Source organism: Alteribacter salitolerans, assembly GCF_016901055.1.
In the GTDB taxonomy this organism is placed as follows: Bacteria; Bacillota; Bacilli; order Bacillales; family Salisediminibacteriaceae; genus Alteribacter; species Alteribacter keqinensis.
In genome coordinates, this window is the sequence record NZ_JAFEUX010000001.1 from 553,441 (window position 1) to 567,802 (window position 14,362).

At 45.6% G+C, this 14,362-nt stretch carries 12 protein-coding genes; all 12 read right to left on the reverse strand.

All coding sequences use genetic code 11. The features are described 5' to 3' along the window. Positions 1-51: 51 nt before the first annotated feature. Complete coding sequence (locus JSY36_RS02620) at positions 52-1,326, reverse strand: tetratricopeptide repeat protein (RefSeq protein ID WP_205165111.1); 1,275 nt, start codon at positions 1,324-1,326, stop codon at positions 52-54. 448 nt (positions 1,327-1,774) lie between these two features. Continuing rightward, the gene (gene aroA, locus JSY36_RS02625) at positions 1,775-3,067 is read right to left on the reverse strand and encodes a 3-phosphoshikimate 1-carboxyvinyltransferase (RefSeq protein ID WP_205165112.1); all 1,293 of its coding nucleotides are present in this window, start codon (positions 3,065-3,067) and stop codon (positions 1,775-1,777) included. Between the two features lie 14 nt (positions 3,068-3,081). Further along, on the reverse strand, positions 3,082-4,185 hold the full coding sequence (locus JSY36_RS02630) for a prephenate dehydrogenase (RefSeq protein ID WP_205165113.1): 1,104 nt from the start codon (positions 4,183-4,185) through the stop codon (positions 3,082-3,084). A 19-nt stretch (positions 4,186-4,204) separates the two neighbouring features. Next, the gene (gene hisC / locus JSY36_RS02635; protein WP_205165114.1) at positions 4,205-5,293 is read right to left on the reverse strand and encodes a histidinol-phosphate transaminase; all 1,089 of its coding nucleotides are present in this window, start codon (positions 5,291-5,293) and stop codon (positions 4,205-4,207) included. Positions 5,294-5,332: 39 nt separating this feature from the next. Then, positions 5,333-6,127, reverse strand: a complete 795-nt coding sequence (gene trpA / locus JSY36_RS02640) for a tryptophan synthase subunit alpha (protein ID WP_205165115.1) — start codon at positions 6,125-6,127, stop codon at positions 5,333-5,335. Further along, the gene (gene trpB, locus JSY36_RS02645; RefSeq protein WP_336511427.1) at positions 6,111-7,952 is read right to left on the reverse strand and encodes a tryptophan synthase subunit beta; all 1,842 of its coding nucleotides are present in this window, start codon (positions 7,950-7,952) and stop codon (positions 6,111-6,113) included. Before trpB ends, trpA begins: the two co-directional genes overlap by 17 nt. Beyond that, positions 7,942-8,715: an indole-3-glycerol phosphate synthase TrpC gene (gene trpC, locus JSY36_RS02650; protein ID WP_236784402.1), complete on the reverse strand. Its 774-nt coding sequence runs from the start codon at positions 8,713-8,715 to the stop codon at positions 7,942-7,944. Before trpC ends, trpB begins: the two co-directional genes overlap by 11 nt. Next, a complete protein-coding gene (gene trpD / locus JSY36_RS02655; RefSeq protein WP_205165117.1) occupies positions 8,712-9,731 on the reverse strand; it encodes an anthranilate phosphoribosyltransferase in 1,020 nt (339 codons plus the stop codon). The genes trpC and trpD overlap by 4 nt, the downstream gene beginning before the upstream one ends. Then, a complete protein-coding gene (locus tag JSY36_RS02660; RefSeq protein WP_205165118.1) occupies positions 9,728-11,224 on the reverse strand; it encodes an anthranilate synthase component I family protein in 1,497 nt (498 codons plus the stop codon). Before JSY36_RS02660 ends, trpD begins: the two co-directional genes overlap by 4 nt. Before the next feature lie 333 nt (positions 11,225-11,557). Continuing rightward, positions 11,558-11,926, reverse strand: coding sequence for a chorismate mutase (aroH, locus tag JSY36_RS02665; protein WP_122896669.1), 369 nt, complete (start codon positions 11,924-11,926; stop codon positions 11,558-11,560). Then, positions 11,923-12,993 (reverse strand): 3-dehydroquinate synthase, encoded by a 1,071-nt coding sequence (gene aroB / locus JSY36_RS02670; RefSeq protein WP_205165119.1) that lies wholly within the window; start codon positions 12,991-12,993, stop codon positions 11,923-11,925. Before aroB ends, aroH begins: the two co-directional genes overlap by 4 nt. Continuing rightward, the gene (gene aroC / locus JSY36_RS02675) at positions 12,994-14,169 is read right to left on the reverse strand and encodes a chorismate synthase (protein ID WP_205165120.1); all 1,176 of its coding nucleotides are present in this window, start codon (positions 14,167-14,169) and stop codon (positions 12,994-12,996) included. Positions 14,170-14,362: the final 193 nt, after the last annotated feature.

Consider the following 14,362-nt stretch of genomic DNA (forward strand, 5'->3'; position numbering starts at 1 on the left):
AAAAAACCCCTTTCTCACTCTACTTCTCAGTATGTGAAAAAGGGGAAACGACTATAAGCGCTCTTCTGTTAACTGTTCAATTCTTTCTTGTATATCCTCACGTTCAGGTTCATATTCCACGATTTTTTTCAAAAGCTCAATCCCTTTTGACCGTTTCCCGGCTTCAAGCATGGCAAATGCCGCTTCTTCTATAACCTCAGGGTCATTTTGATAGGAAACGAGCGCCTTTTCATATGCCTCTGCCGCCTCATTTACACGGTCGGTTTCATACAGGGCTTTTCCTTTGTACCGGTCAAAAAGCGGGTCTGTTTCCTGATAATCTTCAAGAAAAGAAATAAGCTCTGCCAGTTCTTCATAACTGTCGGTTTCATCATAATATAAAATGAGCTCTTTAACGGCCTCAATATTGGAAGGGTTAATTGCAATAACCTTCTGTAAAAAACTCCGTCCTTCTTCACCTAGTCCTTTTGAGAACTGAATCCGGGCTGCTTCAAGGTAGAGGGTTTCGTTAAATTCATCTCTTGACAGGCCTTCGTTAATCACATCAAGGGCTTTATCGGACCGGGACAGGTGCCTGTATGCCTTGGATAAGAAAGGATATAACGTTGTATAGGAAGGATCGAGCACTTTTAAACGTTCGAACTGCTCTGCAGACAGCTCATAATCTTCTGTCTGAAGGGCTGTATAACCATAGCCGAACAATCCGTCCGGATCTATCTTTTTCTCAAGTCCTTTTTTATAGCTTGACAGTGCCTCTTCGAACTGCCCGGTAGCACTGTATGCTTCAGCCAGCCTCAGAGAAGGATTTATCTGATCATCATCCGGCAGGTCATTGTCATGAATGGCCTTTTTATAATACGGGATACTTTTGTTATAGTCTCCCCGGTTAAGATAAAACTCTCCCAACCCGTAATGGAGAATGGGTTCATCAGCTGCTTTTTTTACAGCCTGAAGGAGCTTCTGCTCTGCGACCTCATCAAGGCCCTGGTTTTCATAAAGATCTGCCAGAAGGAGCTGGGACTGTGCAAATACCGGATCATCTTCATGGACTTCAAGAAGCATTTCCATTGCTTCATCTTCTTTTCCCGAATCGATATAACATTCTGCTGCAAAAGCGAACAGTTCCCCGTGATCCGGATATCTGAACATCAGTTCCTCGACTACATTTATGGCTCTGTCCACCAGGCCGAGTTCAAAATACAATTCCCCTATTGTTCGTTTCGTTTCATCATCGGCTGTTTCATATGCCTTCTGAACTTTTATCAGGCCTTCTTCATGCTGGCCGTTTTCAATCAGCTGTATTGCTTGTTCAAGTGTTTCATTCATACTATCACTCCCGCTCTCATACCAAAGGTCTTCTACCATTTTATCCGATGAGAGTGAGGTGTCAAACATATAAAATTAAATTCCTCCGGAGAGACCACTTTAGTGATAACAAATTCCAAAGTACCTACGTGCCCTTTGCTTTCCGTGGCGGTGCCGGCAAACCTGGAGTATTAAGCCTGCCTGTTCCTCTGTCAGCCAGTCTCTGAAGCATATGCGTCAAAGCAACTTCTCACGCTAAAGCTCTGCGATGCCTGGTCCCGGCTGACGCAGCAACCCCAGGTCAACCTGGGTTCATTCATATTTATAAAAAGTGTCGGCACCCCGGCTATGATAGCTCAATCCTCCCTCGGTAAGGAAGGGCATGAAGCGGAAGTCTTCACTTGGAACCTAACATAGCTGCATAAAAAGAAAGCCGGCAGGGTCTGCATGCCGGACTTCTTTTACATTTTTATTTCAAACGGTTCAGTTCCTCGAAGAATCCAGGGTAGGATACATCCACGGCCTGGGCGTCGTGAACAACTACTTCTTCTTTTGCGATGAGTCCGCAGAGAGCAAGACTCATACCAACACGGTGATCGTGATAGCTGGATACTTCCCCGCCAATTAACGGCGTTTTCCCATGGATGACCATGCCATCATCTGTAGCCTCGATGTCTGCACCGAGCTTTTTCAGCTGATTGACCATCGTATCGATTCGATTCGTTTCTTTAACTTTTAATTCTGCTGCGTCTTTAATAACCGTTGTTCCCTCTGCCTGAGTCGCAAGAACGGCAATAGCAGGAATTTCATCAATGAGCCTCGGAATTAAAGCCCCTCCCACTTCAGTGCCTTTCAATTCGCTGCAGCATACCCTGATGTCCGCAACCGGTTCGCCTGTTTCTGTCCGCTCGTTAAAAACGGTAATATCAGCACCCATCTGCTCCAGGACATCAAGAATTCCCGTGCGGGTAGGGTTAACACCTACATTTTTAAGCTCGAGTGCGCTGTGTGGTGTCATAGCAGCTGCGGCTAAAAAGAAAGCAGCAGAGCTGATATCTCCAGGGATCTGCACATTACGAGCTTTAAGTACTGAACCGCCGGTGACTTCGGCAATACCATTTACCTGGTCCTGATAAACGTCTACACCAAAAGCGCTGAGCATCCGTTCTGTATGGTCTCTTGACACGCTTGGTTCTTTCACCCGGGTCGTACCTTTTGCATTAAGACCTGCCAGAAGAACTGCTGACTTCACCTGCGCACTGGCAACGGGGGAATCATACTCGATACCCGTAAGCTTGCTGCCTCGAATGGAGAGTGGCGTAAGGTTACCGTTCTCCCTTCCTTCGATTTTCGCACCCATTTGCCTTAAAGGAACTGTCACTCTGGACATGGGACGTTTAGCAATCGAATCATCACCCTCAAGCACGCTGTAAAACGCGGTTCCTGACAATAATCCGGACAAAAGCCGGATTGTAGTACCGGAGTTCCCTACATCAAGTACGCGTTCAGGCTCTTTTAACCCGGCAAATCCTTTCCCGTGAACAGTGATGGTGTCGTTAGTTTCCTCAATTTCAACACCCATCTGCTTCATGCATGAAATCGTACTCAGGCAGTCCTGCCCCTTTAAAAAGCCGCGAATGACGGATGTTCCCTCTGCAATGGACGCAAACAGGACGGAACGGTGGGATACAGACTTATCACCTGGGATGATTACCGTTCCGTTTATGCCCTTCAATGCGCTGCTTACTTTTTCTTTAACCATAAGACGGCTCCTTTCTAAGGTGATTCATAGGCCTCGTACATATGCTTCGTGAGCTGCTCTTTCGCAAGGAGCTGATCGTTTTCCGACCTGAAGCTGAGTCTTAAAACACCCATAATGTCTTCTCTTGTTTCAAGTATCCGGATATTTGTTATACTGATTTGTTTTTTTGCCAATATGGCTGTGACGTCTGAAATGACACCAGGGTGATCCGGAACGTCAACATATAAATCGTAAAAAGAAGGAATTGCACCTTTTTTTCTCACCGGCAGGGCATCGCGCGATTGTTTTGCCACATCAAAAAACTCAAAGAGTCTCTCTGCATCCTCTTTTTCTATGTAGCCTTTTACTTTGTTCATTTCTTCCTGCCATTTATCAATCAAACCAAGAAGGACATCCCGGTTGGAAAGGAGAATATCGCGCCACATAACAGGAGATGAGGAAGCGATGCGGGTAATGTCCCTGAAGCCTCCTGCTGCAAGGTTGTTGAGAACAGGCTCTTTTTCCCCTTCTTCCTTCAACTGATGCACAAGCCCCGAGGCAACAATGTGGGGAAAGTGACTCACCATTCCCGCGAAGAAGTCATGATTGCCGGGTGTGAGCTGGATAAACCTGGCTTTCGTTCCTTTCAACCAGTTTTGCAGCTGGATAACAGCTCTGGCGTCAGTTTCTTTAACAGGAGTAATAATATAATACGCATTTTCAAACAGATGACTCTTTGCCGCTTCAACCCCCGACTTATGGGACCCTGCCATTGGATGTCCGCCGATAAAGTGGGCAGAAACGTGATCAAAGACGTGGGAAGCCTCGCAAATCGCTTTTTTTGTGCTTCCTACATCGGTAATGATTGCTCCTTCTTTCAAAGGAAGGGAGGAAAGCTTGCGAAGAATCTCAATCGTTTCCTTTACCGGTGCAGCTACAATGATAAGGTCAGCATGCCGGGCTCCCTCCTCAATCGAAGGGGCGCTTTCATTTATAACGCCTAAGGATATCGCGGCTTTCATCACATTTTCGTTTAAATCATATCCGGTAACATGGGTATCCGGATGATCTTTTTTTACAGCGAGAGCGAGAGAGCCTCCGATAAGGCCCAAACCAATCACAAATAGCTGTTTACCCAAGGCTCACTTCTCCTTTAGTCTAGTTGTTTGAAACAAGCGTTCTAAGCTGTTCAATGATTTCCTCGTTTTGTTCTTTGGAACCGACGGTGATTCTCACAGAGGTCGGGAAGCCTAAAGCTTCACCGTTACGAACGATGTAGCCTGCTTTTAATAAGCGATCGAATGTAACAGAACCGGGAACTTTTAAATCAAGAAGGATGAAGTTACCCTGACTCGGATAACAGTGCAGTCCGTATTCTTCACAGAACTCCTCAAACATCCGGATTCCTTGCCGGTTCTTTTGTTTACAGTTCTCCAGGAACTCCTCATCATCGAGGGCATAAAAGGCTGCTGACTGAGCAATGGCGGATGTGTTAAACGGCTCTCTTGCAGGATCGAGAGATTGCATGAACCCTTCTTCCCCGACCCCGTATCCAATTCTGAGTGAAGCAAGTCCGTATGCTTTTGAAAATGTGCGGAGGATAATCAGATTCGGGTACTCTTTCAGTAACGGAACAGTCTCAGGGAAGTCATCCGCTGTGACATACTCTTTGTAGGCTTCATCACTGACGACTACAACGTCTTTTGGGACACTCTTTAAAAAGCTTAGAAAAGATTGTTCCCCGATCGAGTTTCCGGTCGGATTATTCGGGTTACAGACAAATACGATCTTTGTATTTTCATCGATCGCTTTTTCCATTGCATTCAGATCATGCTCGCCATTAACTAGGGGAACTTCTTTTACTTCTGCACCTTCAATAACGGCATTGTGCCGGTATTGAGGAAAAGTAGGGGTTGCTGTCACAATATTATCTCCTTTTGACAGAAGAGCCCGGCAAAGGATAAGAATAACTTCATCAGAGCCGTTACCAAACAAAAGCTGCTTTTCTCCAACACCTAAACGTCCGGCCACTTTCGTTCTCAGCTTCTGGGCATAGCCGTCTGGATACACAGCCACGTCACCGAGCACGTCCTCAATTGCCTTCTTGGCAAGAGGTGAGCACCCATATGGGTTTTCATTTGATGCCAGCTTAACCACTTTTTCAAGACCAAGCTCACGTTTAACTTCGTCTACGGGTTTTCCCGGCTGGTAAGGGGTTAACCCTTTTAACGTCTCTTTTACTTCCACTCTTATCACTCCATCCCATTATTCTATCTTTCTATGTTATTACGAAATGAGCTCTTCTACAAATCCTTTTAACTCACGGAGTGCTTTTTCTTTTTCAGGCCCTGTTAACTGGTCCTTTCTTTCATTGAGGAACCTTACGATAGCACTGCCCACCACAGCGCCATCGGCAATAGTATGAAACTTCTTTACGTGCTCTCTTTTTGAGATGCCAAATCCTACAGCCACAGGAGTATCTGTAACCTTTTTGACGTTTTCAACCAGTCCGGTCAGGTCAGATTCGAAGGAGTCTCTCGTTCCTGTAACTCCCAATGAAGATACGAGATACAAAAAGCCTTCGCTTTGTCTGGCTATAGCTACTACTCTTTTTTTCGACGTTGGGGCAATAAGTGAGATAAGGGCAATGCCTTTCTCTTTAGTCAAAGACCGTAAAGAGCCGCTCTCTTCCATAGGAAGATCAGGAATGAGCAACCCGTCAATTCCAGCTTCTCCTAATTTGTTCACAAGATCCTTTTCCCCCACCCGCAGGACGGGATTAACGTAAGTGAATAATACGACCGGGACCGTGAGTCCCCGATTCCTTGCCTCTTTTACCAATTCAATCGCCCTGATGATATTCATCCCTTTTTCCAGCGCACGATTGGCAGCTTGTTCGATAACCGGTCCGTCTGCCAGAGGGTCACTGTAGGGAACGCCCCACTCAATCACATCTGCTCCTGCTTCCTGAAGGGTAAGTGCCACATCAACAGTTGCTTCCGGAGAAGGATCTCCAGACATAATATAAGGAATAAACAAGTTCTTTTTCTCTTTGAATTTCAGGTCAGTCAGCTGTGTCATGTGAACCCGTGCCCCCTTCTGCATAGGATTTAATCGTGTGAACATCTTTGTCTCCCCGCCCTGACAGGCAAACAAGTATCGTTTTATCAGGCCCCAGGACAGGTGCCTGCTTCACAACAGAGGCTAATGCATGAGCCGACTCTATGGCAGGAAGGATCCCTTCCGTCTCGCTCAGCAGCTTAAGTGCACCCATTGCTTCTTTATCGGTGACAGCAACATAGCTGACCCGGCCCGTATCTTTATGATGCGCATGCTCCGGTCCGATTCCCGGATAGTCAAGACCTGCTGAAATGGAATAGGGCTCGGTAATGTTCCCGCCCTCATCCTGCAGGAGGTAGGAAAGAGAACCATGGAGAACGCCCCGTGTTCCTTTGGTAAGGGTAGCAGCATGGGCATTTGTTTCCGTTCCTTTCCCTGCCGCTTCAACCCCGGTGAGAGATACATAATCGTTAATAAAAGGGTGAAACATACCGATGGCGTTGCTCCCCCCGCCGACACAGGCGACAATTTCATCTGGAAGCCTGCCTGTAAGCTCATTCATCTGCTGTTTGCTTTCACGTCCAATCACGCTTTGAAAGTCTCTGACCATCATAGGATACGGGTGAGGACCTACAGCTGAACCGATCAGGTAATAAGTGTCTTCAACATGGGTAACCCAGTGGCGGATCGCTTCATTCGTTGCATCTTTTAACGTCTGGCTTCCGCTTGTCACTTCAATAACTTCAGCTCCGAGAAGTTCCATTCTGAACACATTCAGTTCCTGACGCCTCATGTCTTCTTTTCCCATAAATACTTTACAGGTAAGGCCAAACCGGGCAGCGGCAGTAGCAGTGGCCACTCCGTGCTGGCCGGCCCCTGTTTCGGCGATGATCTTTGTTTTCCCCATACGTTTGGCAAGAAGTGCCTGGGCAATGGCGTTGTTAATTTTGTGTGCTCCTGTATGGTTTAGATCCTCCCGTTTTAAATAAATCTTCGCCCCTCCCAGCTTTTTGGTCAGATTCTCGGCATAGGTCAGAGCTGTCGGTCTTCCGCTGAACGTTTTCCATTCTTGATGAAGCGCCTCAAAAAACTCATCATCATTTTTGATTTCACTATATGCCTCTTCTAATTCTTCAAGAGCATTCATTAACGTTTCAGGTACATACTTTCCGCCAAAGTCCCCGAAGCGGCCGAATTCATCCGGAAATGTATATGTGCCTTTGACTTGAGCTTCCATCTGTGCCATTTTACGCTCATCCTTTCTTCCGTTTGTCTCGATTCCGGAGCTGACATCAACGCCCCCTGGTTCACGCTTCATAAGTTCGCAAACGTTCTCCGGTACCACTCCGCCTGCAATAAGACATTCTTTATGGTACTTCATTGCTTCTTTCATATATACGGGAACTGCCTTCCAGTCAAAGGATGTTCCTGTGCCGCCCCAGGCTCCGGAAACCTTTGTATCAATAACGAACCCATCTGCAGCTTGTGCGTACCTGCTTATCAGTTTTTCTGATCCTTCGCTGTGATGAATCGTTTTAAACACGTGTACACCGGTTTTGAATTTGACTTCTTTCAGCAGTTCCGGCGTTTCTGTTCCGTGACACTGGACAACATCAATACCTGACTCATGAACAGTTTTGATTATTTCCTCAGCAGAGGCATTTACAAAGACGCCTGATACTTTTTGTCCCTTCTTTAACTTGGTACTGCCTATCCAGGATGCCACATCTTCAGCTGAAACCCGGCGCTTGCTTTTTGCGAAGATCACGCCTATATAATCGGCTTTTGACTTCGCAGCAAGGCGGAAATCTTCTTTGTTTGATATGCCGCAGAATTTAAGCTTCACCTTTTGCAGCTCCTTTAAACAAATCATTCAGTTTTTCTCTTTTATCAATGGCCAGCATTAATGATTCTCCGATGAGCATTCCCCTGGCGCCGTATGACAGTACCTGTGCTGCATCTTCACTCGTATGAATGCCGCTTTCACTGATCAACAGAGAACCATCCGGGACGGATGCAGCAACCTCTTTCGTCTTAATCAGGCTCGTTTCAAACGTCTTTAAATTTCGGTTGTTTATGCCAAGAAGGTCGGGTTCACATTCATTGATTACAGCTTCGAGTTCTTCTTTACTGTGCACCTCAACCAGAACATCCAGACCAAGAGATTTCGCATACCGGAAAAAGTGTCCGAGTGTTTCCGGCGTCAGAATCGCTGCAATCAATAATACAGCGTCAGCTCCAAGCTCCACTGATTCGTCAATCTGTTTTTTATCGATCAAAAAATCTTTTCGCAGTACAGGAAGACTGACGGCTTCTTTTATTTTTCTGATGTAAGCCGGATCCCCCTGGAAAAAGTCACGGTCTGTAAGAACAGAAAGAGCATCCGCTCCGGCTTCCTCATAGGACCTGGCAATGTCAACGGGATCAAACTGTTCGGTAAATACACCTTTTGATGGACTTGCCTTTTTCACCTCGGCAATGACTGCACCTTTTCTTTTCGGTTTTTTTAGAGCTTCAAGAAAGGAGCGGTCAGGCCTTCTTTGAACAGTAATGTGACTCAACGCTTCCACTTCCTGTTTTTTTCTTTCAACAATTCTGTCCAGTATCATGCCATCGCACTCCTTTTCGGTTCATTCAGGCGGGTGAGCTGGGTAAAGCCATTTCCTCTGTTCAGATACGTTCTCGCCTGGTCAGTCCCTTCACGGATCGTTTCAGCGATGCCTGCTGTATAAAGAGCGGCACCTGCATTGAGTAAAACGATGTTTCTGGCACTTTCATTTCCAAGGCCTCTTAAAACATCGTAAATGATTTTTGCGCTGTCTTCTTTCGTGGATACCTGAATATCAGAGAGACAGCCTGACCGGACTCCTGCGTCTTCCGGTGTGATCGTGTACGTCGTGATCTTACCTTCATTTAATTCAGTAATCATACTCTCACCCGTAATTGTCAATTCGTCCAGACCGTCAGACCCGGTTACAAACAAGGCTTTTTCAACTCCGAGATTTTTTGCCGTTAAAGCCATTTGACGGGCGACTCTCTGATCATACACTCCGATCAGCTGTTGCTTCGTACCTGCAGGATTTGTAAGGGGGCCAAGGAGGTTAAAGATCGTTTTTACTCCGAGAGATTTCCTTGCTTTAGCAACATGTTTCATCGACGAATGATACACGGGGGCAAACATAAAGCATAAATCCAGAGCATCAAGCATTCCTTCTGCTTCCTCTTTTGTCGATTGCACGGGAACACCAAGTGCTTCTAATACATCAGCACTTCCGGTTTTCGATGAAACACTGCGGTTTCCGTGTTTGGCCACGGGAACCCCTGCTCCTGAAAGTAAAATAGCCACTGCTGTTGAAATATTGAATGTATTCGTTCCGTCTCCCCCGGTACCGCATGTATCAATGAGAGGGTGTTTACTGTGTTCAATTTTAATGCTTTTATCCCGCATCGCTCTTGCGAAACCGGTCATTTCTTCTACCGTTTCTCCTCTGTACCTGAGAATGGATAAGACAGCACTTACCTGTTCATCACTCATCTCACCTGTCATCATCATCGTCATTACGTCATACGCCTCTTCCTCGCTCAACGTTCTATGCTCAAAAATGCGTTCGATGTACTGTCTCATCTCTTCGTCTCCTCCCTTTGAAAGCTTTCCTTCGCTTGTTTGATCGCTGAAATCAGTGCACTTGCCTTATTGCGGGTTTCTTCCCATTCAAGCTCCGGTACGGAGTCATAAACAACGCCTGCACCCGCCTGAACATATGCTTTTTGCTCTTTTAAGCGTATGGTTCTGATCGCTATACACGAATCAATGGTTCCGTTAAAGCTCAGGTAGGCAACAGTTCCGGCGTAATTCCCTCTGAGGCTTGTTTCCAGCTCCTGAATAATTTCAGTTGCCCTGATTTTTGGAGCACCGCTGACTGTACCCGCCGGATGTGCCCTTAAGACCGCTTCTACCGGGTGGACATCTTCACGGAGCGTTCCTTCCACTTTTGAAATCAGGTGCATCACTTTTGTAAAACGGGTAACGGTCATAAGCTCTTTTGTCACTATCGATCCGTACTTACAGACTCTTCCGAGATCGTTCCTTGCAAGATCGACGAGCATGAAATGTTCCGCTCTTTCTTTTTCGTCAGCCAGAAGTTCCGCTGCCAGCTGATCATCTTCTTTTTTCGTTGTTCCTCGTTTTCTCGTGCCGGCTATCGGATGAATATCGATGGTTTTATCACGTTCAATTTTTACAAGCCTCTCTGGTGAGCTCCCGATTAATTCTTCATTGAATGTACGGATGTAAAACATATAAGGCGAAGGGTTGAGTTTTCTTAAAACACGGTACAGCTCAATCCCTTCAAGTTCTGTATCCACTTCAAACCGTTGTGAAAGGACGACCTGAAACGCATCGCCGCTTTCAATGTAAGCTTTAACCCGATCCACATTTTTCAAAAAATCCTGTTTTGAAATATTGGATTTTACCCCTTCAAAAAGGGACTCTGTATCCCCTTGAGTATGATCAAACAGTCGCTTTTCACTATTTGACGATAGGGAGATTTTCTCAGTAACAGCTTTGATTTTTTTCACAGCTTCATCGTAGCTCTCATCTTTATCTGCACCTGCCTCCTGAAAGTGAATTACGCTTATTTCTTCTTTCTGATGGTGAAAGGCGAGTATCGTTCTGCAAAAAACAAAGGAAGCTACCGGTTCCTCTCCTCTTTTAATTTTTGTTTCATTCATACTCATGGCTTCAAAAGAAAACGAGCCTACTGCGCCTCCTGGAAACGGGAGATCAGGAAGACGGGGGGAAACATGGAGTTTCACCAGGGCATCGTCCCAGGCACTGATAAAGTCTTTGTAACGGGATTCGACCTGTCCTTTTTTGTCCCTGAGAAGAAACGTATTTTCCTTTTCTTCCAGATATAAAAACGGATCGAGACCGATAAAGGAGTATTCACTCCATAATGATAATGGATCGCGGCTTTCAAGAAGATAAGCTGCATCTTCATTAAACGTTTCAAACAATTGTATTGGGGTTATTGTGTCACACACAAAACGGGCAGTAACAGGAACTGTTTTATACTCGTCTGCTTGTGAACGAAAGGATGGATTACTTGTTTCAATCATTTTTCTCACCTCTGGTCTGGTAAGCAGAATGATTGAAGCAAAGGGGGAGTTCAAGAACGTATGTTCTGATTTGTATTTTAAAAACACCTGCCGGAATCCCAGCAGGTGGTGAGTGTTTAACGTACGCAAATAAACCTGTCCTTATGACAGTACGTTACCCTCTGCTCTCCTCTGCTCCAACTCATCTCTTCTCTGCTGTTTCTCTTCTCGTCTCTTCTTTGTAACGTTGTTTCATTTTTGGCAAAAGCTCTCTTGTAAAGCTGCTTACTCTCTCATCTCATCTAAAACTAACTTATGTGATATGTTAGCGCGGTTCCGCCTGTTTGTCAACGTTCAGGATTTCTGAACAAGATCAGGCCTCAGACGGACGGCTTCTCCTGAATATACGTGCTGAACCGCCGCCTGGGACAGACTCGTTTCAGCTGTGACCATCATCCGGATGCAACGCTCGAGGGCACCGTCTACGGGGATCTCCTGGGCACACATTACCGGAACACGGTCAAAGCCTTCAAGGTCTCTCAAAGCTCTTGCCGGAAAAGTTGCGTTTAAATCAGGACTTACAGTTATCCATATATGACTGATCTCTTCTGGATGTACCTTATTTTTTTCGATTATTTCAGATATGAGCGACTTTGTAGCTGAAAGAATTTCTTCTGCTGCATTATCTTCCACTGTCGCAGCTCCTCTGATCCCACGTATCATTTTACCCCTCCAATTTGAATTAAATTTCGAAGCATCCCTTCTTCTACAGACACAAGTTTCGGTCTCTCTGGTGCTTCAAGTAATACGAACCGGATCTGGCCGTTAATCCCTTTTTTATCTCTTTTCATTCTGTCAATCAACCGGTCCGTATTCATGTTTTCCGGCAGTGATGTATGATAGCCAAGCTGTTCAAGCTGATTGATTATTTTTCCTGAATCAAGTGATGTTTGAAAGACTTCTTCGCTTACCTTGAGGGCAAAGGCCATCCCCATCGCAACAGCTTCCCCGTGAGTCCATGATCCGTAGCCGGCTTCGGCTTCAATCGCATGACCGAGGGTGTGTCCAAAGTTTAAAAATGCACGAATGCCTTTTTCTTTTTCATCACTTTCTACAATTGCTCTTTTTACTTTTACAGAACGTTCAAGAAGATAAACAAGTTTTGAAGTGTCCGGTACTTGTCTGGCACTTACATTTTCACAAACCCATGAATAAAGGGAATAATCATAAATCAGTCCGTGCTTAATGACTTCTGCAAGACCTGAACGCCACTCCCTTTCAGGGAGAGTATGAAACACTTCCGGATCAAACATGACCGCCTTTGGTGCATGAAATGCTCCGATCATGTTTTTCCCACCCGGAAGATTTATACCCGTCTTGCCGCCTACACTGCTGTCATGGGCAAGAAGTGTCGTCGGGACCTGGATAAAATCTATCCCTCTCATATACGAAGCAGCTGAAAAACCTGCAATATCACCTACGACACCGCCGCCTAATGCAATAATCACGGAATTTCTGTCAATTCCGTGATCCAGGGCGAAAGAACAGATTTTCTCAAATTGCTCAAGGCTTTTTGATCCTTCACCGGCTGGGATTGTATATACTACAGCCGTTTTTTTAAACGATCGTTTAACTTCTTCGAGGTACAGTGGACTCACATTCGTATCTGTAATAATGAAATACTGTGAGTAACTGTGATTGATTTTTTCATACAGTTTATGCCGGCAGCCGGGTTCGATGATAACCGGGTAAGTATGGGACGAAGCACGTACTGTGAATTCGGGACTCATCTAAAATTCCCTCGCTTTTTTCTGGTACGCTTCCAATGCTCCTTTAATGTCATTCATCGTATCTGAACCGAACTTATCAAGGAAAGCTCTTGCCAATTCAAAGCTCACCGCATGCTCACAGACAACCGCAGCAGCCGGCACAGCACAGCTGTCAGACCGTTCAATGCTTGCTTCAAAAGGTTCTTTCGTATCAATGTCCACACTTTTAAGTGGTTTATAGAGAGTCGGGATGGGCTTCATTACCCCTTTTACAACGACAGGCATGCCTGTTGTCATGCCACCTTCAAATCCTCCAAGGCGGTTTGACAGACGGTAGTACCCCTTCGCTTCGTCATAGGCGATTTCATCATGAACTTCACTTCCGGGCTTTCTTGCTGCTTCAAACCCAAGTCCGATTTCCACACCTTTAAAAGCATTGATGCTCATAACACCCTGTGCAATTTTTGCATCGAGTTTATTGTCGTAATGTACGTGTGAACCAAGACCCGATGGAAGGCCTTCAGCTACAACTTCCACGACACCGCCTATAGAGTCGCCGTTCTTCTTTGCTTCACCAATCGCATCCATCATTTTCTTCTCAGCATTTTTGTCAAGGCAGCGTACAGGGGATTCTTCCGTGCGCTGAAGGATATCTTCAACAGTTAGTCCGTCAGAAGACTGTTCACTTACAATTCCCCCGATTTCACGGACGTGTCCGGCAATGTTGACACCGAACTCACTTAACAGCTTTTGGGCTACGGCTCCTACTGCCACACGAATCGTTGTCTCCCGGGCGGAAGAGCGCTCGAGTACATTTCTCATGTCCCGATGTTCATATTTAATCGCTCCGTTTAAATCTGCATGTCCCGGGCGGGGGCGTGTAATGATCCGCTTCATTTCTTTTTCTTCATCTTCTGTAATCGGTTCGGCACCCATAATTTTCGTCCAATGCTTCCAATCGTTATTTTCTACAACGAGGGTAATCGGAGCACCGGTTGTTTTACCGTGCCTTACACCGCTTTTGATTTGTACCTGATCTTTCTCAATTTGCATTCGCCGCCCTCTTCCGTGACCTTTCTGTCTTCTCTGAAGATGACGGTTAATATCTTCTGCAGTAAGGGGAAGATGACTTGGGACACCTTCAATAATTGCCGTTAGTTGGGGACCATGGGATTCCCCGGCTGTTAAAAATCTCATCAGGCGACACTCCTTTAATGCTTTTATGTACTAAACTATTTTAAATCTTATTTTCCATTGTGGATCAAACGCACAAAAATTTCAACATGCAGATTCAGATTTCTCAAACTTTCCGATAAGTTCTGATAAAAATGAGTGTTAATTTCCGCTCATTTCAGCGGTGACGCCGGTAATCCAGAATAAAATCAGTCAA